At 38.7% G+C, this 25,916-nt stretch carries 25 protein-coding genes; 12 read left to right on the top strand and 13 right to left on the bottom strand.

The features are described 5' to 3' along the window. Positions 1-19: 19 nt before the first annotated feature. Together ftsZ and lpxC are read left to right on the top strand one after the other, a co-directional pair. Entirely contained in the window at positions 20-1,267 is a 1,248-nt protein-coding gene (gene ftsZ, locus GQR38_RS04910) for a cell division protein FtsZ (RefSeq protein WP_165721133.1), read from the top strand. Between the two features lie 106 nt (positions 1,268-1,373). Then, entirely contained in the window at positions 1,374-2,285 is a 912-nt protein-coding gene (gene lpxC, locus GQR38_RS04905; RefSeq protein WP_024592892.1) for a UDP-3-O-acyl-N-acetylglucosamine deacetylase, read from the top strand. Between the two features lie 93 nt (positions 2,286-2,378). Here lpxC and yjjG read toward each other — a convergent pair whose 3' ends face one another. The 3 genes from yjjG to GQR38_RS04890 all read right to left on the bottom strand — a co-directional run bounded on the left by yjjG (position 2,379) and on the right by GQR38_RS04890 (position 4,578). Continuing rightward, positions 2,379-3,053 carry a pyrimidine 5'-nucleotidase gene (yjjG, locus tag GQR38_RS04900; protein WP_165721132.1) on the bottom strand — a complete coding sequence of 225 codons (675 nt, stop codon included), beginning with the start codon at positions 3,051-3,053 and terminating at the stop codon, positions 2,379-2,381. 13 nt (positions 3,054-3,066) lie between these two features. Continuing rightward, complete coding sequence (yjjX, locus tag GQR38_RS04895) at positions 3,067-3,612, bottom strand: inosine/xanthosine triphosphatase (RefSeq protein ID WP_007579903.1); 546 nt, start codon at positions 3,610-3,612, stop codon at positions 3,067-3,069. Positions 3,613-3,678: 66 nt separating this feature from the next. Then, positions 3,679-4,578 carry a phosphoribulokinase gene (locus tag GQR38_RS04890; RefSeq protein ID WP_007579904.1) on the bottom strand — a complete coding sequence of 300 codons (900 nt, stop codon included), beginning with the start codon at positions 4,576-4,578 and terminating at the stop codon, positions 3,679-3,681. Positions 4,579-4,735: 157 nt separating this feature from the next. Between GQR38_RS04890 and GQR38_RS04885 the strand changes: the two genes are divergently transcribed. Both GQR38_RS04885 and GQR38_RS04880 read left to right on the top strand, forming a co-directional pair. Further along, on the top strand, positions 4,736-5,611 hold the full coding sequence (locus tag GQR38_RS04885) for a hypothetical protein (protein WP_165721131.1): 876 nt from the start codon (positions 4,736-4,738) through the stop codon (positions 5,609-5,611). A 75-nt stretch (positions 5,612-5,686) separates the two neighbouring features. Then, complete coding sequence (locus GQR38_RS04880; RefSeq protein ID WP_007579906.1) at positions 5,687-6,052, top strand: hypothetical protein; 366 nt, start codon at positions 5,687-5,689, stop codon at positions 6,050-6,052. Between the two features lie 76 nt (positions 6,053-6,128). Here GQR38_RS04880 and GQR38_RS04875 read toward each other — a convergent pair whose 3' ends face one another. The 6 genes from GQR38_RS04875 to GQR38_RS04850 all read right to left on the bottom strand — a co-directional run bounded on the left by GQR38_RS04875 (position 6,129) and on the right by GQR38_RS04850 (position 11,585). Next, positions 6,129-8,702, bottom strand: coding sequence for a M1 family metallopeptidase (locus GQR38_RS04875; protein ID WP_165721130.1), 2,574 nt, complete (start codon positions 8,700-8,702; stop codon positions 6,129-6,131). 148 nt (positions 8,703-8,850) lie between these two features. Next, positions 8,851-9,531 (bottom strand): hypothetical protein, encoded by a 681-nt coding sequence (locus GQR38_RS04870; RefSeq protein WP_024590219.1) that lies wholly within the window; start codon positions 9,529-9,531, stop codon positions 8,851-8,853. A gap of 99 nt (positions 9,532-9,630) precedes the next feature. Then, the gene (locus tag GQR38_RS04865) at positions 9,631-9,981 is read right to left on the bottom strand and encodes a DUF2750 domain-containing protein (RefSeq protein ID WP_007579911.1); all 351 of its coding nucleotides are present in this window, start codon (positions 9,979-9,981) and stop codon (positions 9,631-9,633) included. 17 nt (positions 9,982-9,998) lie between these two features. Further along, a complete protein-coding gene (locus GQR38_RS04860; protein ID WP_165721129.1) occupies positions 9,999-10,577 on the bottom strand; it encodes a glutathione S-transferase family protein in 579 nt (192 codons plus the stop codon). Between the two features lie 64 nt (positions 10,578-10,641). Beyond that, positions 10,642-10,923, bottom strand: a complete 282-nt coding sequence (locus GQR38_RS04855) for a peptidylprolyl isomerase (protein ID WP_002958009.1) — start codon at positions 10,921-10,923, stop codon at positions 10,642-10,644. Positions 10,924-11,009: 86 nt separating this feature from the next. Then, a complete protein-coding gene (locus tag GQR38_RS04850) occupies positions 11,010-11,585 on the bottom strand; it encodes a glutathione peroxidase (RefSeq protein ID WP_024609133.1) in 576 nt (191 codons plus the stop codon). Between the two features lie 81 nt (positions 11,586-11,666). Between GQR38_RS04850 and GQR38_RS04845 the strand changes: the two genes are divergently transcribed. The 3 genes from GQR38_RS04845 to GQR38_RS04835 all read left to right on the top strand — a co-directional run bounded on the left by GQR38_RS04845 (position 11,667) and on the right by GQR38_RS04835 (position 15,451). Next, positions 11,667-12,155 carry a GNAT family N-acetyltransferase gene (locus GQR38_RS04845; RefSeq protein ID WP_007579917.1) on the top strand — a complete coding sequence of 163 codons (489 nt, stop codon included), beginning with the start codon at positions 11,667-11,669 and terminating at the stop codon, positions 12,153-12,155. A 119-nt stretch (positions 12,156-12,274) separates the two neighbouring features. After that, on the top strand, positions 12,275-14,269 hold the full coding sequence (locus tag GQR38_RS04840; RefSeq protein WP_024609134.1) for an ATP-binding protein: 1,995 nt from the start codon (positions 12,275-12,277) through the stop codon (positions 14,267-14,269). Between the two features lie 54 nt (positions 14,270-14,323). Beyond that, on the top strand, positions 14,324-15,451 hold the full coding sequence (locus GQR38_RS04835) for a response regulator (RefSeq protein ID WP_165721128.1): 1,128 nt from the start codon (positions 14,324-14,326) through the stop codon (positions 15,449-15,451). A 46-nt stretch (positions 15,452-15,497) separates the two neighbouring features. Here the strand turns inward: GQR38_RS04835 and queG are convergent, their stop codons facing one another. The 4 genes from queG to GQR38_RS04815 form a co-directional block, all read right to left on the bottom strand. Then, the gene (queG, locus tag GQR38_RS04830) at positions 15,498-16,631 is read right to left on the bottom strand and encodes a tRNA epoxyqueuosine(34) reductase QueG (RefSeq protein WP_007579922.1); all 1,134 of its coding nucleotides are present in this window, start codon (positions 16,629-16,631) and stop codon (positions 15,498-15,500) included. A 66-nt stretch (positions 16,632-16,697) separates the two neighbouring features. Beyond that, positions 16,698-17,918, bottom strand: a complete 1,221-nt coding sequence (locus tag GQR38_RS04825; RefSeq protein ID WP_165721127.1) for a methyl-accepting chemotaxis protein — start codon at positions 17,916-17,918, stop codon at positions 16,698-16,700. 45 nt (positions 17,919-17,963) lie between these two features. Next, a complete protein-coding gene (locus GQR38_RS04820) occupies positions 17,964-18,668 on the bottom strand; it encodes a glycerophosphodiester phosphodiesterase family protein (RefSeq protein ID WP_165721126.1) in 705 nt (234 codons plus the stop codon). Continuing rightward, on the bottom strand, positions 18,665-19,531 hold the full coding sequence (locus GQR38_RS04815) for a DMT family transporter (RefSeq protein WP_007579930.1): 867 nt from the start codon (positions 19,529-19,531) through the stop codon (positions 18,665-18,667). The genes GQR38_RS04820 and GQR38_RS04815 overlap by 4 nt, the downstream gene beginning before the upstream one ends. 327 nt (positions 19,532-19,858) lie before the next feature. Between GQR38_RS04815 and GQR38_RS04810 the strand changes: the two genes are divergently transcribed. The 5 genes from GQR38_RS04810 (at position 19,859) to rlmB (ending at position 25,845) form a co-directional block, all read left to right on the top strand. Then, a complete protein-coding gene (locus GQR38_RS04810; protein WP_165721125.1) occupies positions 19,859-20,962 on the top strand; it encodes a sensor histidine kinase in 1,104 nt (367 codons plus the stop codon). Further along, positions 20,959-21,573, top strand: a complete 615-nt coding sequence (locus tag GQR38_RS04805) for a response regulator transcription factor (RefSeq protein ID WP_165721124.1) — start codon at positions 20,959-20,961, stop codon at positions 21,571-21,573. The genes GQR38_RS04810 and GQR38_RS04805 overlap by 4 nt, the downstream gene beginning before the upstream one ends. 114 nt (positions 21,574-21,687) lie before the next feature. Further along, the gene (locus GQR38_RS04800) at positions 21,688-22,422 is read left to right on the top strand and encodes an enoyl-CoA hydratase/isomerase family protein (RefSeq protein ID WP_165721123.1); all 735 of its coding nucleotides are present in this window, start codon (positions 21,688-21,690) and stop codon (positions 22,420-22,422) included. 199 nt (positions 22,423-22,621) lie between these two features. Further along, positions 22,622-25,105: a ribonuclease R gene (rnr, locus tag GQR38_RS04795; RefSeq protein WP_165721122.1), complete on the top strand. Its 2,484-nt coding sequence runs from the start codon at positions 22,622-22,624 to the stop codon at positions 25,103-25,105. Beyond that, positions 25,102-25,845 (top strand): 23S rRNA (guanosine(2251)-2'-O)-methyltransferase RlmB, encoded by a 744-nt coding sequence (gene rlmB, locus GQR38_RS04790; protein ID WP_007378377.1) that lies wholly within the window; start codon positions 25,102-25,104, stop codon positions 25,843-25,845. Before rnr ends, rlmB begins: the two co-directional genes overlap by 4 nt. Positions 25,846-25,916 lie beyond the last annotated feature (71 nt).

Raw genomic sequence — 25,916 nt, 5'->3', positions numbered from 1 at the left:
CTCAAGTCGGAGAGTAAACATGTTTGATATAATGGAACAACACAGCGAAGAAGCTGTAATAAAAGTAATCGGCGTGGGCGGTGGTGGCGGTAACGCTGTTGAGCACATGGTTAAACAACAAATAGAAGGCGTGCGTTTTATAGCCGCTAATACGGATGCGCAAGCATTACGTAACTCTGCTGCCGATATTACAGTTCAGCTAGGCACGCAAATAACCTCTGGGTTGGGTGCGGGCGCAAACCCTGAAGTAGGCCGTAAGTCGGCTGAAGAAGATGCAGATACAATTCGTGCCAGCCTTGAAGGCGCCGATATGGTATTTATTGCAGCCGGTATGGGCGGTGGTACAGGTACTGGTGCAGCACCGGTAGTTGCTAAAATTGCTAAAGAACTCGGTATTTTAACCGTTGCAGTTGTAACACGTCCTTTTGATTTTGAAGGTAAAAAACGTGCAGCAGCCGCTGAACAAGGTATTAACGAATTGTCAGAAATTGTAGATTCACTTATTACAATTCCGAACAATAAATTGCTTAAAGTTTTAGGAAAAGGGACTACACTTCTAGATGCCTTCGCTAAAGCTAATGACGTATTATTTGGTGCGGTACAAGGTATAGCAGAGCTAATTACACGTTCTGGTTTAATTAACGTGGATTTCGCCGATGTTAGAACTGTAATGTCTGCAATGGGTACTGCAATGATGGGAACGGCGTCTGCGTCAGGTCCTGATCGTGCACAAGAAGCAGCAGAAGCGGCTATCTCAAGCCCACTACTAGAAGACGTTGATTTAACAGGTGCTAAAGGTATCTTAGTTAATATCACCGCAGGTATGGACATTGCGATTGAAGAATTTGAAATTGTTGGTAATCACGTTAAAGCACTTGCGTCAGAAAACGCAACGGTTGTTGTTGGTGCGGTAATCGACCCAGAAATGACTGATGAGCTACGTGTAACGGTTGTCGCAACTGGCTTAGGCGGCGATCGTCGTCCACAGTTTGGTATTGTTGATAACGGCTTTAAAAAAGCATCAGGTTCTGATGTTGCAAGCACATCAAACCAAACGAGCAGTATGTACGTACCAAGCTTTGCAAGCCAAGATACAAACACTGAAGAAAACACTGCTAAAGCGCAAACGCAAAGCAAAGAAAAAGCGCCTACAACTAGTTCAAGCAGTCCATCAAGCTCTTCAGCACAAAATAGTAAAAAAGCGGATAAATCAGAAGGTGGTGATTATTTTGATATCCCCGCTTTTTTACGTAAGCAGGCTGATTAACATTTAATAATACTTTTGTTTGAAATATGTACAAATATTGAAAGACAAAAGGATTTATGTTAAAATCCGCCATATAACTGTAACTGATTTAAAAGTGAGCATACCTATGATTAAACAGCGTACGATTGCAGAAGTAGTCAAAGCCATAGGAATTGGACTTCATAAAGGTGAGAAGGTCACAATAACTCTCCGACCTGCGAGCGCAAATACTGGGATTGTATTTCGTCGTGTCGACCTTGATCCGGTTGTTGATTTTGAAACAACACCTGAAGCCGTTGGTGATACGCAGTTGTGTACCTGTTTAATTAACAAAGATGGTGTTCGCTTATCGACTACTGAGCATCTTATTGCAGCCGTTGCTGCAATGGGAATTGATAATCTAATTGTAGAATTAGATAGCTCAGAAGTGCCGATTATGGATGGTAGTGCATTACCATTCATATATCTGTTACAAAAAGGCGGAATTGAAGAGCAAAACGTTGCTAAACGCTTTGTCCGTATTAAAGAAAAAGTACGCATTGAAGAAGGTGATAAGTGGGCTGAAGTTGAACCATATGATGGTTTTCATATCGACTTTGAGATTGCATTTAACCACCCAGCTATCAATGAAAGTCGCCAACGTATTGGGTTGGATATAACAACGCAAAGCTTTATTGAAGAAATTAGCCGTGCGCGTACTTTTGGATTTATGAAAGATATTGAATACATGCATGCAAACAACCTAGCGCTAGGTGGTAGCATGGATAGTGCTGTGGTACTTGATGAGTTCAAAGTTTTAAATCCTAACGGTTTACGTTATAGCGACGAGTTTGTTAAGCACAAGATATTAGACTGTGTTGGTGACATGTTTATGACAGGCCATAATCTTTTAGGTAAAGTAACTGCATTTAAATCGGGTCATGATTTAAATAATAAATTACTTCGTAAAATTATGGCTACAGAGTCAGCATGGGAGTGGGCAACATTTGAAACGCCTGTGACGATGCCTGCACCCGGTCTTGAGTTAGCTCCAGCCTAAAAGCAGTAAAAGAGCAGCTCGAAAAACAGTTATAAAAAATGACGCTAATTAGCGTCATTTTTTTTGCGTGAAATTTAATAGCTCTATACTTTATTATAACTCTAAAAGAGCTTGTAACTGATTTAAACTAGCTACTGTATAGGTTGGCTTTATTCCGTCGGCTAATTGTTCACCAGGGTGTTGTAACCAGCAAGTATCAATACCTGCATTGTTGCCGCCAAGTATGTCACTTGCAGCAGTATCACCTACCATAAGTATCTCGCTTTTATCTGGGTTACCCATTAGCTCAAATGTGTGCTCGAAAATCGCTTTATTCGGTTTTGCTATACCTACAAGTTCAGATATAACTAACCATTCAAACATATCTTTTAAGCCAGTATGCTCAAGGCGTACGGTTTGTAAGCGGGCAAATCCGTTAGTAATAATACCTAATCTAGCATTTGGCTTAAGTTTATTTAAAAGCTCAATAGCACCAGGTAATGGCTCGCAAATTTGCGCCATAGAATCTAAAAAAGCATCGTTTAGCTCTTTTGCTGGCACATTAAGTTTTGAAGCCCACTCATTAAAGCGTGTTACTTGTAAGTAATCTGCGCTAATAGTGCCATTTTGATAATTAACCCACAGCTGCTTATTGGTTTTTTGATAATGAATATAATCGTCTTGGCTAAAATCTACGTTGTAAGCTTTAAACATGCGAGTCATGCCCGCTAAAATATCAAACCTAAATAAGGTTTCGTCTGCATCAAACAATACATAGTTGTACTTCATTAAACTTCCTAAATTAATTTGTTTGGCCGTATAGCTCAGGGTGTAAAAAAGGCGCCATAGCTAAAGTGAGTGCTTGTGTATAGGTACTTTCGCGCGTGGCATGATTGTTGGTAAGTAGACCAATAGCGCCACCTTTTTGTTTAACGTTGGTGGTATTAAATGCTTTGTCCATTACATCGCCAAGTTCTTCACCTTTAAGTAATGCATTATAAAGTACTTGGGGTAGAGGAAGGTTGCTGCTACGCCCTACAACTTGATTTAAGGCATTATCAATAACAACGTAAGCAAAGGTTGCTGCACCATAGCTAAATTGCTCTGCACCGCCTTCCATTGCAACGTAATAGTGAGCTTGGTGGTGCTTTTTGCAATAATTAACACGGTTTTGCGCGCCAATACGTGTTTCGTCTTCGCCAATAGGCTGATCGGGCACGCCTGAGGGAGCATTCACACCTTCACAGTCAATGATACATTCTGGAAAATACATAGTAAAAATATGTTTAGCGGCATTTATTTTTACAGGATTTTTAGAACCGACAATAATTTTTAATTGTTGTGACATGCTGATCTCACCTTGAGCAAAATCAGCAGTGTACGTGAGTTAGCTTTAACAAAAAAGAGTCGGTAATCAAATAGGTAAATCGAGTGGTGCTAGGTTTTCCAGTGCACGCTTTTTCAAAATAATATCTTTAATTAATGGGGTAAGCACAAGCTCCATAGCCAAGCCCATTTTGCCGCCTGGTACTACAAGCGTATTAATACGAGACATAAAACTGCCTTCGATCATGCGTAAATAATAAGGAAAATCAACATCATCAATACCCCTAAAGCGAATAACTACAAAGCTTTCATCGAGAGATGGAATATCTTTGGCGCTAAATGGGTTTGATGTATCAACAGTAGGCACTCGTTGAAAATTAATATGGGTACGAGAAAACTGCGGGGTAATATGATTTATATAGTCATCCATACTGCGCACAATAGAGCCCATAACCGCTTCGCGAGAATGGCCTCGTTCGGATGTATCGCGTATTAATTTTTGAATCCACTCAAGGTTAATAATTGGAACCATGCCTATTAATAAATCGACATGCTTTGCAACGTCTACATCTTGATCAACTACGCCGCCGTGTAACCCTTCATAAAACAATATATCAGTATTACTATCAAGGTCTTGCCAAGGAGTAAATGTACCCGGTAATTGATTATATGGGACGGCTTCATCAAAGGTGTGTAAGTATCGGCGTAACTTACCTTGGCCTGTTTCACTATAGTTTTCAAACAACGCTTCTAAAGCACCAAAGTCATTTGCTTCTCGGCCAAAGTAACTAATGTGTTTATTTTCTTGTTGTGCTTCACGTACTTTTTTATCCATTTCAGGGCGAGTGTAACGATGAAAGCTATCTCCTTCGATAAAAGCCGCTTCAATATTAAGGCTACGGAAAATATGTTTAATTGCATTGGTTGTGGTGGTTGTACCCGCACCAGACGAACCCGTAATCGCAATAATAGGATTTTTAGCTGACATGTTAATTCTCTTTTTTAGGACCAGGTTTTATAACCAGACTAAACTTAACATTATTTTAAGCCGTTTGGGTATCTTAAGAGTTGACTGACTTAGCTCAAGTGACGTCATCAGCAAATAACGTTATCATGAGGTGCTTAAAATTAAAACGAGAGAAAGCATGAAACTTATTAAACCATTACTTGGGATATTTTCTATAGCAGCGCTTAGCCCAATTATGGCGCAGGCTAGCATGCCAAAAAGCCAAGTATTACTTGCTGATTTAAATACGCCTTATGGGGTACAAGTTAATATAGTGAGTGATAAAAACAGTTATAACAACCAACCGCACTTAACAAGTACAGGTTTATACTTTACTCATGAGGTGACTGCAGGTGAGCAAAACCAAACCGATATTGCTTATTACGATTTAACATCAAAAAAAGTTATTAATATCAGTAACTCTCCCGTAAGCGAATATTCACCAACGGTTATGCCAAGTGGTGATGCAGTATCAGCGATTGTTGTAGAGGCAGATGGTAAGCAAAAACTGTGGCAATACCCACTCAAAAGCGAAGATGCGCCAAGTCGTATTTTTGATTGGATTGAACCTGTTGGGTACCATGCATGGGGTGTTCAAAATGATTTAGTAATGTTTATTTTAGGAAAGCCTCACACTCTTCAATATACTTCTGTTGCACAAGCGAAGGGGAAAATAGCTGCCAGTAATATTGGCCGAACGCTTATTTATAACAACTCTACAGCTGCATTTTTATTTAGTTACACTAAAAACGAGCAACATATTTTAGCGAGTTTTAATCCACAGGATAAACAAGTTGAAGACCTACTAAGGTTACCTGCTCAAGTTCAAGATTTTATTTTGAAAGATGATGAAACTATCGCTTATGCTATTAAAAACCGCGTTTATCAGCGTAAACTTGATGGAAGTGATGAAGTATCGCAATGGCTTAATTTAAGCACCTACTGCGAAACAAATATAACAAGAATGAGTTACAACAATGAAAAACTCGCTTTTGTATGTGATATAACGCAGTAAAGCAGACAAATAAATTCAGATTTTATTGTGTGTATGCGTTAATCTAATACGCAAATTAACTAATAGGGATTACACGTGGCTTATAGTGCAGACGAGCTGACAGAACAGCTCATTAAATTACAGTGTAGAAGTAATTTTAAGATTAAAAATATTGCAGAGTACATGTTAGTAAACTCTAAAGAAGCATTTTATACCCACAGCGAAAGCGGCAAGGGTAAAATAGTAATTCGCCCAGCATTTGAGGTGTTTAGCGATGACTTTAGTGATATTGATGGCGTAACTCGTGCGCAAGGCTACTTTCATAGCAGCGAGATGACACGCTTTCCTACACGTATTTTTAAAAGTGCTCAGCCTATTCACTACGGTGTGGCGTTTAAAATAAATTCTGAGCAAGCAGCCAAAGACTTTATAGCCAAGCTAACGATGATTATTGGTAACTAGTAAAACATAAACGTAAAAAGCCGCTGAATTTATATTCAGCGGCTTTTGTGTTTTTATAGCTTAATAAACCTAAGGGTTACTTACTTTTTAAGAAGCTATTAACCGATTCAAGTTCACGTGTTTTAAGCGCGATACAATCGTTTGTGCTTTCTTCAAGCTTACTTAATGTACGAGCGTAACCGGCTACATCAGCTACTTTTTCGTTAAAAAAGGTCTTTGTTTTAGCTAAACTTTCTGCATTACAACTCGCCGTTGTAAAGTACGGCAAGTTAGGAATAAAGAAAGGCGGTAAGCTTGCTGTTACTTTATCGTAGTTACTGTAAACCCAGTCAATAAATAACGCTTGGCGCTCATCTGTATAACTTTGACCTGACAAAATAGTACGCATGTCAGATGCAGTTACTTCATCCGTTAAGCTATAAGCTAATACCGCTTTTTGTAACTCAGGTTTACCAAAAAAGCCCATTGCAGCAAGCATGTTAGTGCGTACTTGTGGATCTTTTGTGGTTTTAAACGTTGTCATGAACTGATCAAGCAGCGCTTTGTCACCATGAAAAGCAGCAAGAGTTAAGTAAGTACCCGCTAAATAAGGATCTACTTTTTGTGGATCATTTAAATAAACTTGTGTTTGTTCTTTTGCCTTTTTGATGACGTTTTGATCTTCACCATCAAAACCTAAGCGTGATACAACGGCTGCACGAAGTTGTGCGATAGCTCCGTCTTCTCCCGCTTTAGCTTCTAGGCCATATTTTTTAGCCGCAGGCGTTACCGCATTACGAATAAATTCAGGCCATAAATCTTTATTGCTATCGTCTTTAAAAGTACGTTGTTGCGATACTAAGTAACCAAGTGCGGTATTTGCTACGCGAGGATGGCTATCGCTTACGAACACTTCAAGTGTTTGCATTAATTTAGCTGCAGATATAACACCAGCATCAAGTAGTGCATCAGTAGCCGATAGTAACGCTAAGCGCTCACGGTCACTCAGTACGCTTGGCGCTTTTTTAACAAGTGCGCTAAATTGTGCGTCATCCATTACCCAGCGATAGTAGCCTAGTGCACCTTGGTCAGGATAAATCCACTCTGGTTCAAAGTCTAAGTCTAGCGTTTGGCTTTGTTTATTAAGTAATACGTTTGCTGTTTTTACTTTATCGCCAGCACCATATTTAATTGCAACCGGTACATTCCATAGCTGCTCTGGCGCATCCACACCTGCATTTACAAAGCGGCTTTGTGAAATAGTTACTTTGCTGCCTTGTTGAGTTACTTTAACTAGTGGGAAAGAAGACTGTTCAATAAACGATTTTAAAACACTCGCTACATCTTTATTTGATGCTTTACCAAGTGCTTCCCACAAATCAGCCGCTTCAGCATTTTTGTACGAAAACTCTTTTAAGTAGCTTTGAATACCTTTTTGAAACGCATCTTCGCCAATCCAGTTTTCAACCATAGCAAGTACTGAGCTGCCTTTACTGTAAGCAAGACCTAAACCATCCATAATGTCGGCTTCGGTTTTAATTGGCTTACGAATAGGCTTGGTGCTTAGGCGTGCATCAAGTGCCATTACGTTGTTTTGTGGCAGGTCTAGGTGCGATTCAAACTCAGGGTTAAGCTGCTTAGTAATTTTTGCAGCCATCCAGCTAGCAAACGCTTCGTTTAACCATAAGTCGTTCCACCATTTCATGGTTACTAAGTTACCGTACCATTGGTGAGCAAGTTCGTGAGCAATAATTGATACATTACGTTGTTTTTTACTACGTGTTGCGGCAGCTAAATCAACCAATAAAATATCTTCTCTGTAGGTAACTAAGCCTGAGTTTTCCATTGCGCCAAATGGAAATTCTGGTACCGCTACTGAGTCTAATTTTTTGTAAACGTAAGGAATACCAAAATACGCTTCAAGTGCGCCTAGTACTTTTGGCATATTTTCTTTTGCGTATTGGGCTAAGTGAATTTTACCTTGTGGCGTAATTACACGACCAGGAATTGGCATGCCTTTAATTTCTAATTCTTCAAATGGGCCAACGGCCATTGCCACTAGGTATGAAGGGATTGGCGGTGTTTTATCAAAAAAGTGTGTGGTCATATCGCCATCAACCGTTGTTTTTAGTTCTGGCGTATTTGAATATACTTTTTGTGATGTAGGCGCAGTAATCGTTAACTGAAATGGAATTTTGTAACTTGGCTCGTCAAAAACAGGAAATGCACGGCGTGCATCACTCATTTCAAATTGAGTAAATAAGTAAGGTGTGCCTTGGTCTAATGTTTTGTATAAACCAACACTTTGACGGTTATATGGCGCTGAAAAATCAACTTTAAGTGTGTATTTACCTGGTTGAATTTGTTCATCACAGCTAAATTTAACTTTACCTGTTTTAAGCATTTCATTGTTTAAATCACAGTTTTCATCACCAAGCAGTTGTGCCATTTTAACAGCGTAAGCTACGCCATTTAACTCAATATATTTTGTTGGCTTTAGTACTTCTAGGGAAATCTCAGTCATCCCTGTGAATGTATCTTGGTTCGGGTCGAGTGTTAACGAGACCTGTTGTGAACTTGGTTTTGCGAGTTTTTCAATAACGAATTCGTTAGCGTTTGCAGCACCCATTGCCAAAGCAACGCTCACTGTTAAGAGGCTTTTAAGAAACATAGTGATCCCTAGATTGTTGTTGTTAGAAACTACCCTAAATAGGCTTTTTTATGCTCATATAATTAGGGGGTTAGATATCCTAACAGTTTTTTTAAATAGAGTAATTGATTATAACGGTGACTTTAAAGGGAAATAGTAACAAAGTTTGTCAGTGGCTTTCGCGTGTTATAAAACGCTGCCAATGCAGGTGTGAGTTAATAATACGTATTTGTTGGACAACGGTATTTAATAAGTGGGTATCGCTAAACACATCGTGTGGATACTCGTTAAAACCCATCAAGTAATTAAAAGCGTCTTTAGAGTTAGCTTGTAGGGCGTATATACGCACTTGTTGCTCAAAGTTAAGACGAAGACTGCTTATAGCTGTTTTCATACCGAGTTGATCTACGTTTGGTATATCACATTTTTGCAGGTAACCGGCTCGCTCACCTTCACCTGAAAACCAAATACGTACTTTTTCACTGTACCTGCCAGTTTTAGCGGGTAAGTCGAACATTAATCGGTGTTGGTTTTGCGATTTGATGAATGTTATATATTCATTAAATCCAGCATTTATAAGTGCTTGATGTACAGGAACTAAGCGAGGTTTTATTTTACCGTGGGTATGAAAATTAAAGCATAAGACGTTTTTTTCAAGGGACAGATCATCAAGCGTTAAATAACCAATCTCATCGCTATAAGCACCACTATAATATGCAATTAAAGGGAGCCAAAAATGCCAGTGTTTTGGTTGCTCTCGTGCAACTTTAAAATCACCGTATATATATCCATTATAAAGAGTGTGCAGTTCCATGGCTGAAAAGGGCCGGCGACCAAGATGGGTTTTCAACGTAATACCTTGAAAATAATGATGTGTTTTATTTTATACCCAACTAGCAGTAGATGCTAGTCGGGTTTTATCCGCTTTTAGAGTAAAGCGTATAAAGTATTATTCACTCAATGCGCGAGCTAAACCTGTAGGTTCAATTTCTGCACATACTTGGTCGTCATTCCAATTGATACCAACAAGTGCGTTATCTTCATTTAAGTCTTCAACCCATGCATCTAAAAATTCATCAAGGTTGATTTCTACTGGGCTGTAATCTTTCCACTCTTCTTTACACTGTGCTTTAGCTGCTGCTTCACTTTCCCAAAGCAGTAGTACGTCAGTTTCGTCAAATTGGTTAGAATCGCACACTACAAAGCCATTATCTTCTGCACCAAGTGCCCAAATTACTTCGCTAACACGTACTTTTTCTACGAAGTTAACTAGTTGTGATTCAATTTCGATATCGCTCATGTGTTTACCCTTTTAAATTAGTGACGAGGATTGGTGTCTATTGCTGCTTGGCGCTCGTCATATTGCTTATGAAAAGCAACAAGCGCTGAATGCTGACTAAAGTCAGCTAATTCGCGAAAGCAAATCCAATCAAGCAGGCAGTATAAACTGATGTTGAGGTATTCACAGCTTTTAAATTCTTCATCGCTTAAATGGGTATTTAAAAAGCTTAATGTTTGTTCAATACGTTCGTTTTGCAGATTAAAAAATAATTTATCGCTTTTGGTGTCAAATCCAGAACGTTTACATAACACCATTTCTACTAACGAATCGTTACAAGCATTTATAGTCGTAAGTAAGTGCTCTTGAGGCCACGTTAGTTTTGGCTGACCTTTTTTTTCAAGTAAATAACGCAATATAGAATTAGAGTCACTAAGAGTTAAGTCGCCATCTACCAGTATTGGGATTTTTCGAGCTGGATTTTTACTGGCCATAGTAGGGCGATCTTGCTCAGAAAATATATCGAGACTTACAAGCTCTAGTTTGCAGCTGTTTTGTTGTGCCCAAATTCTAATGCGGCGCACGTAAGGTGAAGGTACAGAACCAATTAATTGCATAATTACTCCATAAAAAAGCCGCATAAGCGGCTTTTATCAAATGTTACTTACAGTACAGTTAAATTTATTCTGAACGGCTAGTAACTTCAAGTAAATGATAACCAAATTGAGTTTGCACAGGGCCTTGTACTTGATTAATTGGCGCAGAAAACACAACTTTATCAAACTCTGGAACCATCATACCAGGGCCAAACTCACCAAGAGCACCGCCATCCTGACCTGATGGGCAGTTTGAATGCGCTTTGGCTAGTTCAGCAAAGTCTTCGCCTTGCTCAATTTTTGTTTTTAAGTCTAAGCATTGTGCTTCACTGTCTACAAGTATATGTCGTGCGCTTGCTACTGTCATAAAATCTCCCGAGTATAGTGTGGTGTTTTTTTAACCGAATTGAAATATCATTCTAGTTAGTTTCAACTAATTGTACCAGTATAAACTTATTTATCAGAAAACGCAGTTTCAATTGCAGTAATCATTTGCTCTGAATTAGGTGCCACTTTGCTGTTAAACCGTAAAACTGTTTTACGATCAGCAGACACTAAGTATTTATAAAAGTTCCAATTTGGAGAGCTAGTTTGCTCATTCAAATATTTAAAAATTGGATTTGCTTCGCTACCACGAACTTTGCTGGTGGCAAACATGGGAAAAGTTACACCATAATTTACAAAGCATACTTTCGCTGTTTCTTTTTCATTGTCTTCTTCTTGAAAAAAGTCATCAGAGGGGAACCCTAATACGACTAAACCTTGCTCTTTGTATTGTTGATATAGCGCTTCAAGGCCTTTAAATTGATATGTAAAACCACAATTACTTGCCGTGTTTACTATTAACAAAGGTTTATTTTTAAATTGGCACAAGTTAATAGATTCTTTTGAGCGAAGCTTTCGTATATCTACATTGGTAAAATCTTGGCAGTCCTGTGTAGAGGTTTTATTTATGGTTGATGGTGTTTGAGCTTGAAGGGGAGCATTAATAAGTAAAGCCGTTAAACCTATTATAATTATTTTAAGCATTACATTACCTAAACTTTACGATTGTTTGATTGGATAATCATACGCTAATATGGAACAAATTGATCAACCCTCTAATGACCTATGACAATCCGTTTAGCAACTATTAATGATCTTAATGAAATTGTAGCCATTTACAACGAAACTATTGCAGGGCGAATGGTAACTGCAGATACGCAAGAAGTGAGCGTTGACGAAAAGCGTGACTGGTTTAATAGCCACAACGATAAAAGGCCTATTTACGTTTACTGCGAAAATAACCAAGTACTTGCTTGGGTAAGTTATAAATCGTTTTATGGGCGCCCAGCTTACGACGGCACAGTAGAAATGAGCATTTACATTACCAGTAAAGCGCAAGGTAAAGGGCTTGGTAAAAAGCTAATGATATTTGCTCAAACACAAGCTAAGCAATTAAATATTAAAGTATTACTCGGCTTTATTTTTAGTCATAACTTACCGAGTGTTAAATTGTTTAAGCATTTTGATTTTGCAATATGGGGTGAGTTGCCAAGCGTTGCCATAATGGATGATAAGGCGTATAGCCTTACTATTTTTGGAAAACATCTGGAATAAATTATTTTTCATAATGTTGTAATATTTTTTTACAAAATAAGACGAAGGGTTTATGCCAATTAAATAAAAATAGTCTACGCTATTAACATATTAAGTTTATTAATTTGAAGTGTAGCTTGATGATTCGAAAAATATTAATTGTTGATAGTAGCAGTGTCATCGCAATGCGTGTGAAAGTGCTTTTAGAATTAATAGGATGTGAAGTCGAATTAATTCATTTCAGCATGCTAGACATGTATACCAATATAGGCGACTACGACTTAGTTGTTGTTGCCCATGGTGTGCCTGTTGATTCTATAAAACCGCTTGTTAGCCAAGTAGCGCAAGAGCGTTTTATGCTGCTTGCTCCAAAAGCACAAAGTGGTGAGCAACTAACTGCGTTTAGTGAGCTAAATCATGTTGCGCCTGACGCAACCGTGATCTACCCGTTTTTTTCTAATAAAGAAATTACTTCTCTTTTAGAGAGCCTACTAGAATTAGGCTCTAATCATATTTTGCAGTTACCTACTATTTTACTCGTCGATCATGTTCCTGAACGCCTCGAAAAAATGAAAAATAGCTTGATTGGTGCTCATATCGAGACCCATACAGCAACCACCTCTGCAGAAGCTTTAGAAATTACGAAAGAAAAGCAAATCGATATACTAATAAGTGATTTTGTTTTAGATGACGGAACCGGTTTAGAAATTTTTTCAAACTTAAAAATAATGCAACCACATTGCCGTTGCTTATTATTTACCTCACGTCCCGATCAAGTTTCAATGATTGAAGCTATTCGTCAAGGTGTAGAAGACGTACTTATTAAGCCATTGAACGACAGCTCATTATTACAATCAATACATAAACTGTGGCAAACAGAGTTATTAAAACGCCATAACGCAGAACTTGTCGAAAGGCTACAAGATACGGTTGATGCCCTGATTGAAAAAGACAGCCTACTTCAGGTTATTTATAAGCATACGCCTGATGCAATTATGTTGTTTGAGAAGTGCGGTAGAGTGATAGAAGCTAATGATGCTTGTTTAAAACTATTTAACTTACCGTTTAACGAACTAGAAGGTAAATCAGTATTTAGCTTTTTAGATGATGATTCTACGTTAGGTATTAAAAATAAAATTTCGACATTAAATAGTAATCGCCAATTTAGCTGCGACTTACGTTTATCTAAAACTGCAGGGGGCTATATACCGTTAGTGGGATCTTTTAATGAAATAGATCACCATGGCGAAATAGCACTTGCCGTAATATTTAAAAATGTAACCCACCTTAAGCAAAAAGAAGATTTACTACTTGAAGCAAAAGATCTCCTTGAAGAGCAAGTAAGAGCGCGTACCTCACAACTCGAGCACGCTAAAAACGTCGCTGAGGCTGCAAACTTAAGTAAATCAGAGTTTTTAGCAAACATGTCGCATGAACTTCGAACACCTATGCACTCTATTTTAAGCTTTTCACGTTTTGGTTTAAGCAAGCTAGAAACTGGAGATTTTGCAAAAGAAAAACTCATTAAATACCTATCGCGAATAGAGAGTAGTGGTGAGCGTTTACTGTCGTTACTAAATAATTTACTCGATCTATCTAAGCTAGATGTGGGTAAGTTTCCATTTAATCCTCGTCCATATAATTTAGCGAACATTATAAAAACAAGTATTGATGATGTATCTGGTACGGCAATGGAAAAAGAAATTGAGGTTGTATTTACCGCGCAGCCATTACCTGTAATTGCGCAATGTGATGAAGAGCAAATAAATCAGTTACTTCGAAACGTATTAGGTAATGCACTTAAATTTAGCGAACCCAAAAGTAAAATACGGGTAAATTTAGAGTCAGATAATAAGCTTGCTACTATAGAGGTTACCGATAATGGGGTCGGTATACCAGAAGATGAGCTAGAACATATTTTTACTAAGTTTGTACAAAGCAGCAAAACAAATAGCGGTGCCGGTGGTACCGGATTGGGCCTTGCATTGTGTAGAGAGTTTGTGTCTTTACATCAAGGTGAGATCACTGCACGTAACAACGAAAATGGTGGTGCAACTATATCTATACAGGTGCCATTAGAAATAAATCTAGATGATCATTTGGCTGAAGATCAATTAATACAACACAGTAATTAATTGCTAGTTAGCATACCAAGTAACTTTTTTGAGAATTTGAATGGATGATAAATTATGGCCTTAACTAAAATACTTGCCGTTGATGACGAACCCTTTAACCTTGAAATTATTGAGGAAATTTTAGAGGAGCTTGATTTTGAATTACAAGTAGCAACGAGTGGTCCTGAGTGTTTAAACATGGTTGAAGGCTATATGCCTCAGGTTATATTGCTCGACGTAAGTATGCCGCAAATGAACGGCTATGAAGTATGTAAGGCACTTAAAGCAAACCCAAATACAGCACACATTATTGTTATGTTTGTGTCTGCTCGTGGCACAGTTGAAGAACGCATGGAAGGCTACTCGGTTGGTGCAGAAGACTATATTGTAAAACCCTTTGGCCATGATGAACTTAAGTCAAAGCTTAAAAATTTAAACCAAGTACTTGTTGAAAAACAAAGCCTTGAAAAGCAAGTTGAAGATGCTACATCAACTGCATTTAATGCCATGGCTAACAGCAGTGAAATGGGGCAGATAGTTAACTACGTTGAAAACATAGGTTTTATTAACGACCCTCAAGAGCTAGGTAAAGCGCTTATAGATTGCCTACAATCTTTTGATTTGCAAAGTAATATTGAGTTTAGAGAGAACGATGAAATTAGTCACTTTGCATTAAGTGGCGTGTGTTCACCTATTGTGGTGGAGCTATTTGAAATGCTTAAAAACAAAGGGCGTTTACATGAATTTTCGCATCGAATTTTAGTTAACTATGAATTGATTAGCTTACTTATTTTAAATATGCCTGATCACGATCCAGATAAGCACGGGCGTATACGCGACCACGTATGTTTTATTGTCAGTGTTACCGAGCAGCAACTACGCGCCATCATGACTAAGAAAATGCTTGAATCACAACAAGCAAAACTTAATGCCGTAGCAAGTACAGTTCACAGTAAGTTTCATGGCTTAATTAGCTTATTGAATGACAACCGTCAAAACAACGAAAAAGTGTTTAAACAGTTACAAGAAGAGCTCGAAGAACGTATCCCATCAATGGGATTAGATGAAGATCAGGAGGTGTTTATTTATAAAAAAGTAGATGAAACTATCCAAAACTCAGTGGCTAGAGAGGAGTCTGTTAAACAGGTAAAAGCAGCTTTTGCTGAAATTGAGCAAGACCTGTCATTGCTTTTAAAGAGCTAAATATACTTAATTAAACAATGTTACTTTAAGGCTTACTCCAACTGCATTATGCATCTCTGGGTAAGCCTTTTTCTACGATTCTGATTAACCTAGCCGTTTTACGAATTTGTAATCGTTGTTTATCGTTTTGTTGAGCAAGCGCCCATTCAATATGTTCTAAAACAAGCTCGCTGCATATTTGGCTTTTATCTTGTAGGGCATGAATAATAGCCGGGCTAAACTCTGCATTACCTAAACCGACCGCTATATTACGTAACCAACGTTCGTGACCTATGCGGCGAATAGGGCTGCCTTCGGTATTTTTTAAAAATGTAGGCTCATCCCAAGCAAATAGCTCAAGTAAATCTTTATTTTTTAATTGAGTACGAGGATGAAAATCATTTTCATCCGTTATTTGTCCATAACGATTCCAAGGGCATACCAACTGGCAATCATCGCAGCCATAAATGCGGTTGCCTAATAAAGTTCGGTATTGTTCGGGTATGGGTCCTTGGTGTTCTATCGTTAAGTACGATATGCATTTACGTGCATCAACAACGTAGGGCTCTACAATTGCACCTGTTGGGCAAAGAGTAATACAAGCAACACATTTTCCGCAGCCTTCAAACGTGTTCTCTGCATCTATTGGTAGAGGTAAATCAATAAATAGCTCGCCTAAAAAAAACCACGATCCTGCTTCTTGATTAATTAATAACGAATGCTTACCACGCCACCCTAAACCGGCTTTTTCGGCAAGTTGACGCTCAAGTACCGGGGCTGAATCTACAAAGGGCCTAAAGCCATATTCGCCAATTTCTTGCTCTATTTTTTGGCCAAGTTTTTTTAAACGATTACGCATTAATTTATGGTAATCACGACCCAGTGCATAACGACTTATGTATGCTTTTTCTTTATTTTTTAAGGTTTTTGCAAAGCCAGCATCGGGAGGGAGATAATTCATTTTTACGGATATAACACGCTGTGTACCAGGTACTAATTCAGCAGGGCGAGCGCGTTTCATGCCGTGAGCAGCCATATAATCCATCGAGCCGTGGTAGCCAGCATCAAGCCAGCGTTGCAATTGGGCTTCGTGCTTAGATAGGTCAATATCAGTAATACCTACTTCGCTAAAACCAAGCTCTTGCCCCCAGGTTTTTATTTGTAGGGCTAATTTTTCATAGTCTGGGGTAGGGTTGCTCACACACTTCACACACTTAAATTAATAGCTGCGTAATTTACCATATTTCTCTGAGCCCGAAAACGCTTCTTAGCGCACGAAGCGCTTTAACTGTTGTTGGGTCTGTAAGCTTAACTGTTGAGATTGCTCGCTATCGGCTAATGCCGTATCTATTTGCTGTTTAGCTTGCTCACCTAAAGCTACTATTTGCTCTACCGATTGGTGAGTATTAGTTTGAGTGCCCTCAAGCATATGTACAGCACTGGCTATTTGTTGTAGTTGCTGTTGGTTGTGCTCAAACTCACTAAGCATTTTTGTAAAACCCTCGGAGGTTGCACTAATTGAGCTTTGTGCATTATTGGAGTGAGTCATTAATTGCTCTGACTCTTTATTTGTCTCGTTTACCAAATCATTCATCTGATTTATAAAGTCGCTTATTTGCCTAGTTGCGCCACTTACCTTTATTGAAAGTGTGCGTACTTCGTCTGCAACTACGGCAAACCCTCTGCCAGCTTCACCCGCTCTAGCTGCTTCTATTGCGGCGTTAAGGGCTAACAAATTAGTTTGATCAGAAAACTCTTCAACCATTTTTAAAATACTACGAATGTTTTCACTGTTTTCTTTCAGTCCCGCAATTGTATTTGAAAAGCTACCCAGCATATTAGTAATAAGTTTAACCTGCTCCACTAAAGCAGCGAGCTCTGATGCAGAGAGTTTTACAAAGTTAAGGTGTTCATTATTAACGTTATGCACGTTATCTGTATTATTCACAATGTTTTGTAAGCTTTGGGTTATTTGCATACTGGCATTAATAATACTTTGGCTTAATTGTATTTGTTGCTCACTTGATTGCTCAGTATTTTGCATTGATTGGGTGACTTGTGTATTACTGTGTGCACTAGCTTGAGCACTGTTATAAGTTGTGCTGAGTAACTCACTTAAATGGGCAGTAAATATATTATATTGTGTACTTAAATCTTTAAATTCGTCATACGAAAAGTGAGGAAGTTTTGCTGCTAAATTTGCATCTTGTTGGTTTATTTTTATCAAAGTATCGCGCATAGCGGTAACAGGGCGAACAATTAAAAAACGCATATAAAAAAGAGTAAAAATAAAACCAGATATAATAACAAGCGTAAGAAGCCAAAATAGCCCTGTACTTTGCTGTTGTTCGCTTAAGCTCTGATGCAGCCAAAATAACGTAATTGCTTGGAACAATAATACAAAACTTAAATTACCGACTATTTTACGCGTTAACGTAAAAAAGAATGTTTGCTCTATATAGTTATAAATTTTCATAAAACTACTCATTATGCTTAAGCCCTACGATTCTTATTTTAGTTAGGGAGGTGTTAGTTAGCTTTTTTGTAACGATAACAAGTAAGCTTTGGTTCGCGCTGGGTAATTTGTAAAAATTCCGTCTATGCCATACTCAAGCATTAGCGCTATATCTTGTTCTCTATCGACCGTATAAGCATAAATCTTTAAGCCTCTTTTTTTTGCATCATCGGCAAAAGCCTTATTTATAAAGGTTTTATCTGCATGTACGCTATAAGCGTTTAAATCACTTGCAAACTTTGCATAGTTAATTGGAATAGAAGAAGTAAGGGCGCCTATTTTAAGCCATGGTAGCTTGCTTTTAAGCCACTGTAGTTGATGATGATCAAACGATGATACTAAAATATTTGCTTTCGATATTTTGTTAGCTTCAATGTTTTGTTCTAGTTGAGCCACAAACCTTTCTAGTTCAAATGTATGTTTAAGCTCAATATTTAATAAATATTTATTATTATTCCAATCAAACAACTGCTGAAGAGTAGGAATTTGTTCACCATTTCCAGCATCAAGTTTAGAAAGTTCATGTGCAGTAAAGTTACTCACCCTACCTTTACCGCTGGTGGTTCTATCGAGCCATGAGTCGTGTATTAACATGTAATCATCGATGGAACTTTGAATATCTACTTCAATACCATCAACACCTACTTTTAACGCTTCTAAAATAGCGCTTTTGGTGTTTTCAGGAAAATCCCCACTGGCACCACGGTGTGCAAATACTTTCATTGTCGAGCCTTTTTAGTGATTGACCACGTTTCAAAACAAGCGGCACTAACAATAAGTGCTCCACCAACTAACGTCATAACAGTAGGACGTTCATGAATAATTACTATAGCCAGTATGGTGCCATAAAGTGGTTGTAAGCAAGAAATTAACCCCGCAGTTGCCGCTGATAAATGCTTTAAACTTGCTGCAAATAACGAGTGCGGTGTAGCCGTAAAAATAACACCCGCTATGGCAATTAAAATTAGGTCGTGATTACTAACCTCATATACCGGCACTTCTATAAATGCGCACAGCATAATGCTTGCCACTAAGGTTTGATAAAACATAGTTTGCGGGCCACCATATTGGCTAAAGTAGCGCTTATGGGTAATGTTTCTGATTGAAAAAAACAATGCCGATATCACACCTGTTATTACACCTAGGGTCACATCGTCGCCCAAGTTTGCACTTGGTACTAACAGGTAAATCCCTAAAACAACCACCGCCGCACTTATTATATCTTTTGCTTTTGGCCTGCTTTTATTAAATAAGGGCTCTAAAAACACCGTCATTACGGGATAGCTAAAAAATGCCAGCATTCCAATAGTTATACCGGCCATTTGCATACCAGCAAAATAGGTAACCCAGTGAATACCCACCGCAACACCTAAAAATAACGCAATAAGGTAGTCTTTAGGTTTGTTGAGTTTAATTTGTTTTTTTTGAAAATACAGCATGGCTAAAATAGCCATTCCTGCAATTGCAGTTCTGTAAACGGTAATATCTAAAGCATTTAAACCAATAAGCTTGGCAAATAGAGCGGTTCCGCCAAAAAGTAATACCGCTATGTGCAAATAAATTAAACTTTGCTGCTGAGATTGCATTTAATTTCCTTGTTGTACTTTTTGAACATATTAACATTGCTTAAAAATTCTTAAGATGAATTTTTTTATCGCATGACAAATGTCATAAAAGTTGATGACACTTCACACTCTTATTATTTTTATACGCTGGCATAGTTACCTTACTCAACAGGGGATAATTATGAATTCTTTAATTTTAATCAGCTTAACTATTAATGAAGTGCTAGAGGCGTTAAGTTTTACGATTACGTACGCAGATTGCTTTATGCTGGCATGCATTTTTATGTTATTTATATTTATTAATAAAAATAGTCCTATAAGTAAAAATAATATGCCTGAGGTATTAGTATGAGCTCGCTTAACTCCTTTTCTCAACAAAGTGATAAAGGTTTTTGGAAATATGGGCATTTAATTTTTACAGGCTTTTATTTACTCCCACTAATAATTAATTTTGCGAGCTTTACTGCTAACCAAATAACGATGTCTTTAGCCTTTTATGTTGCTTTTATTCTTTTATATGTAAAAGCAATAAACTGCAAAAGTGCAGGGGTGACCAAGTTGTTTGTAGCCATGCTATTAATTTGTTTTTGCGCCACTTTTTACACCACAGGTACTCCTACTTTATTTGGCTTTGCAGCCTACGTAGCAGGCTATGCATACAGTTACCATCAAAGAATTTATGCTGCACTCGCAATTATATCTACGGTTTTATTAAGCGCATATATTGGTGATATAGGGAAGGTTCAATACTTTTTAGCCGTTGCTTTGATTTTATGTGCAGCCTTATTTAGTTACGGTATTGCAGCTAAAAGAGAGAGCCTGTACAAAAAACGTGAGCAAGAAAGCGCTAACCAATTAGAGCAATTAGCAGCAATTGCTGAGCGTGAACGGATAGCCCGCGACTTGCATGATATTTTAGGCCATTCACTGTCATCAATTGCTTTAAAAGCTGAGCTTGCAAATAAATTAAACCAAGGTGAGCGTTACGCTCAAGCAAATAACGAAATTGCACAAGTGGCCGATCTGGCAAGGCAGTTACTTAGTGATGTAAGAAGCGCCGTTAGTGATTTAAAACAGCTTAACCTTGTTAGCCAAGTAGCACAGTTAAAACAAAGATTAATAGAACAAGACTTTAACGTTTCATTTAATGTGGTTTTAAATACTCTACCCGCTAAAGTAGAGGGCATCGCCGGCCTTATAATTAAAGAAGCCGTTACCAACTTGCTACGCCATAGCAGCACAAAAAATTGCGAAATAAATATAGAACAAACAGCGCTGCAACTACTCATCACCGTTATTGATCGTGCACCGTGCTCCACATTAAATTCGGGCAATGGCCTAAATGGTATTAAAGAGCGAGCAGAGCAACTCAATGGCAGTGCAACATTTACCTGTGGCGATATTTTTACTTTAAATGTAATGCTACCAATTTCAGCTAAGGATTTACAATGATCAGAGTGTATTTAGTGGAAGATCAAGCGCTTGTGCGCGACGCAGTAGCAGCATTGTTAGGACTCGATTTTAATATTGAGATTATTGGGCAAGCAAGTAATGGGCAAGATGCACTTAATGCAATTGAGGCGCTTGATAGTGATTTACATCCCGATATAATTTTAACCGATATAGAAATGCCAACCATGAATGGTATAGAGCTGAGTGAAAAAATAGCCGCTAAGTTCCCCGCTATAAAAATGGTTATTATGACCACATTTTCTCGTGCGGGTTATATTAGGCGAGCGCTTACGGCAGGTGTTAAAGGTTTTATTTTAAAAGAAGCACCCAGTGAAGAGCTAATAAATGCGCTTAAAAAAGTAATGCAGGGGCAAAAAGTAATTGACCCAGAGCTTGCTATTAATGCACTAGACGACTCCGACCCGCTTACCGATAAAGAGCGAAAAGCGCTTAAACTTGCAAGCGACGGCCTTAAAACAAGCGACATAGCCAAGCAGTTATTTATAAGCGAAGGTACTACACGTAATTATTTATCAGACGCTATTGCTAAGTTAAACGCCACTAACCGTATAGATGCTGCACGTATAGCTAAACAAAAAGGATGGCTTTAAATAGTGGGTTTATAAATTATAAGCAAAGTATTACTTATAAAAGTAACGAACAGCGCTTAAAATTAGCTTAAAATTAGCTTAAAATTAGCTTAAAAAGCGTTAAAAGAGGGTTTAATGGCAAATTTAATAGAACTAATAACTAAAAATAGTACTGCAATACTCACTATGAATACCGCTGAAAACCGTCACAACCCAGCATTTTTGGCTGAGTTTAATTTACATCTTGACCATATTGAAGCAGATCAAAACATTAAGTCAGTTATTTTAACGTCTGCGAGTGACAAAAACTGGTCATTGGGCATCGACCTTCAATGGATGTCCAATCCAAGTATTTTACCTGCTGCAATTTCTGACTTTATGATTCAAATAAGTGACTTGTTTAAGCGCATAGTTACTTTTCCTATGCCTATTATTGCTGCGTTAAACGGGCATACCTATGGCAATGGTTCGGTGCTTGCGTGTGCGTGCGATTTTAGATTTATGAAGTCAGATAAAGGCTTCTTTTGTTTTCCTGAAGTGGACGTAATGGTGCCGTTTGTACCGTCGATGTTTCCTATAATTAATAAAGCAATTTCGCAAACATTCTTTAATCGTTTAGCTATGTCAGGAGAGCGTGTTGGTGCACAGCAGTTGCTAGAGAACAAAGTAGTTGAAGCTGTGTTTGCAAATAACGATGAACTACAAGCGGGTGCACTTGAGTTTGCCCAGCAATTTAATAAAAATCGTTGGATTTACGCTCAAAATAAAACACAAATGAATAAGCAGATTTTACTTACGATGAAAGAAGAAGACCCAAGCTTTATTGATAATATAAGCAAACTGCTCTGGAAAAACCTACAAAAAAAATAGTATAAGTCTTAGTATTGCTACTAGATGAAAATACTTTGCAGTTAAGGGGTCGTTAAGCCCCATTGCGCTAGATTTTTAAACTATACAGCAAGATAAACAGCAAGGTAAAAGTGCTTTCTTAAAAGTTTAATCGCTTTTACCTGTCTCATTATAACTATATGGGTTAAAATACCTACATAACCAACTAACAAGATAGTGAATGTCAAACCAAGATCCAAATCTCAGTCGAGAACAAGAAAAGTACGAAAACCCAGTCCCTAGTCGTGAGTTTATACTTACTCACCTTCAAGAGCGTTCAAAACCTGCTAACTACGCGCAATTATGTGAAGAACTAGCAGTAAACGATGACGAACGCCAAATAGCATTTAAACGCCGCCTTCGCGCTATGGAGCGTGACGGACAGCTGTATTTTAATAAATTTAAATGCTATGCCCTAATTGACGAAGCCGGTTTAACCAAAGGCAAAGTAATAGGCCACAGAGACGGTTTTGGCTTTTTAGAAGTTGAAGGCGAGAGTAAAGATTGGTTTATTGCTAAGCACCAAATGAATATGGTGTTACATGGCGACATTGTACTAGCTAAAGGCACTAAACGTGGCTCTGGCTCAAAATGCGATGCACGTATTATAAAAGTGCTTACTAACGAGCGCGCGCCAATTGTTGGCCGTTACTTTGTTGAGCATGGTGTTGCCGTTGTGGTAGCTGAAGACCCGCGCATAACGCAAGATATAATGATTTTACCAGGCAACGAAAACGGTGCCCGCCATAACCAAATGGTGCAGGTTAAAATCACTCAAAATCCAAGCCGTAACATGAACGCGGTAGGTAAAATTATTGATGTACTTGGTGAGCATTTAGCCCCAGGTATGGAAATCGAAGTCGCACTGCGCAATCACGATATTCCACATGTATGGCCAGAAGAAGTTGAAGCACAAGTTGCTCACCTAGGTGAGTTTGTTGAAGACGCTGACAAACAAGGCCGCGTAGATTTACGTGACTTACCACTTGTAACTATTGATGGCGAAGACGCTCGCGACTTTGATGACGCCGTATACTGTGAACCTAAAAAATCGGGTGGCTGGCGCTTATGGGTTGCCATTGCCGATGTATCGCATTACGTAGGAATGAACACGCCGCTTAACAAAGAAGCAATTTTGCGTGGTAACTCAGTGTATTTCCCTGAGCAAGTAATTCCGATGCTACCAAAAGTGCTTTCTAACGGATTATGTTCGCTTAATCCAAAAGTAGATCGCTTATGTATGGTTGCCGAAATGACCGTATCGAGCTCGGGTAAACTTTCGGGCTATAAGTTTTACGAAGCGATAATGAACTCGCATGCACGTTTAACTTACACCAAAGTAAATGCCATTTTACAAAACGACGAAAAACTACGCGAAGAATACTCAGCCGTAGTGCCACATTTAACTGACTTACAGCAAATGTATATGGCACTTAAAGCAGCACGCCAAGACCGTGGTGCCATTGAGTTTGAAACCCTAGAAACACGTTTTGTATTTAACGCTCAGCGTAAAATAGAATCAATAGTGCCTGTTATTCGTAACGATGCGCACAAACTAATTGAAGAATGTATGATTTTAGCCAACGTATCGGCGGCTAAAATTCTTGAAAAGCACGAAGCAAGCGCTCTTTATCGTGTGCATGACGAACCAGACAGCGAAAAGCTAGGTAACTTTACTAAGTTTTTAGGCGAGTTAGGTATTCAAAGCACATTAAGCGACGAGCCAACGCCAAAAGAAATAACTCAAGTATTAGCGCGACTAGGTGACCGCCCAGAAGCCGAACTTATTCAAACTATGCTACTGCGTTCAATGAAACAAGCTGTATATCAGCCAGATAACATTGGTCACTTTGGTTTAGCGTTATCGGCTTACGCGCACTTTACATCGCCAATACGTCGTTACCCAGATTTAGTAGTACATCGTGCTATTAAAGCAGTTATAAAAGCACAAGGTCAGCAAACGTCTGGCGAATACGCTTATACCGACGACGAAGTTGATCAACTAGGTGAGCAGTGTTCTACCACAGAGCGCCGCGCTGACGATGCAACTCGCGAAGTAGCCGATTGGCTTAAATGTGAGTTTATGCAAGATCATGTAGGCACTGAATTTAACGGTGTTATTTCATCGGTCACTAACTTTGGTTTGTTTATTCGTTTAGACGATTTACAAATTGATGGGCTTGTTCACGTTACTAATTTAGGCGACGAGTTTTTTGCGCATGATGCAGCAAAACACACCCTAATAGGTGAGCACTCTCACAAAGTTTATCGCCTTGGCGATAAAGTAACAGTAAAAGTTGCGTCGGTTAGTTTAGACGATCGCCGTATCAACTTAACGCTTAAAGGCGATGTTGCACAAGACAGATACTCACGTCGTCGTGCGCCAAAAAAAGGTTCAGGTAAATCTGAGCATGCGCCAGCAAGTGTGCGTTCGCAATTAAAAGCAGGCAAAGTACCGGGTAAAAAGTCGCACAGTGATGACAAACCAAAAGGTAAAAAAAAGCCAGCAAATAAAGATAAAGGCAAGTCTGCAACTAAACCCGCAGATAAAAAAGCAGCAGACACTGCCGTAAAGAAAAAGCCGAAGAAGAAGGCAGTTAAAAAGCCTAAAAGAGCTGGCAAAAATGCCCGTAAAAGTACTAGCCCAGGAGCAGATAATACGTGAGTAATGAATTAATTTTTGGCTTTCACTCTGTTGAAGCAATTTTAGAAAGCGAGCCAGAGCGCTTTGTAGAAATTTACGCCCTTAAAGGTCGTGACGACAAACGCTCAACTCCGATTATTGATGAAGCACGTAAGTTTGGTATTTCAGTACAGTTTATGCAGCGTAAAGCCCTTGATAGCAAATCAAAGGGTGAGCAGCATCAAGGTATTATTGCCAACGTAAAAGCAGCGCCAACGTTTAACGAAAAAGATCTTGATGCAATAATCGCTCGTGAAGACACACCGTTTTTACTTGTACTTGATGGTATTACCGATCCGCATAACTTAGGCGCATGCCTACGTAGTGCAGACGCTGCAGGTGTTCACGCTATAATTGTACCTAAAGATCGCTCTGCAAAACTTAACGGCACAGCACGCAAAGTAGCTTGTGGCGCAGCCGAAACAGTACCGCTTATTCAAGTGACTAACCTTGCACGTACGCTTCGCGAAATTAAAGATGCAGGCGTATGGGTTGTAGGCACTGCTGGCGAAACTGATAACCACGTATTTGATGCAAGCTTAACGGGGCCAATGGCGATTGTTATGGGCGCAGAAGGCGAGGGCATGCGACGCTTAACGCGTGAGCATTGCGATATGCTCGTTAAAATCCCAATGGCGGGTACTGTTTCAAGCTTAAACGTATCGGTAGCCACGGGTATTTGTTTGTTTGAAGTATTGCGCCAACGTAACGCAAATAACTAATATATAAAACGATAAGTTTTATGTATTAAAAAGCCGAGATTGAAATTCAATCTCGGCTTTTTTGTATCTGT

Origin of the sequence: Pseudoalteromonas sp. c7(2019) (assembly GCF_011378625.1) — a bacterium.
In the GTDB taxonomy this organism is placed as follows: domain Bacteria; phylum Pseudomonadota; class Gammaproteobacteria; order Enterobacterales; family Alteromonadaceae; genus Pseudoalteromonas; species Pseudoalteromonas arctica.
The sequence above is the reverse complement of the archived record's forward strand: the minus strand, read 5'-3'. Positions and strand labels throughout refer to the sequence as shown.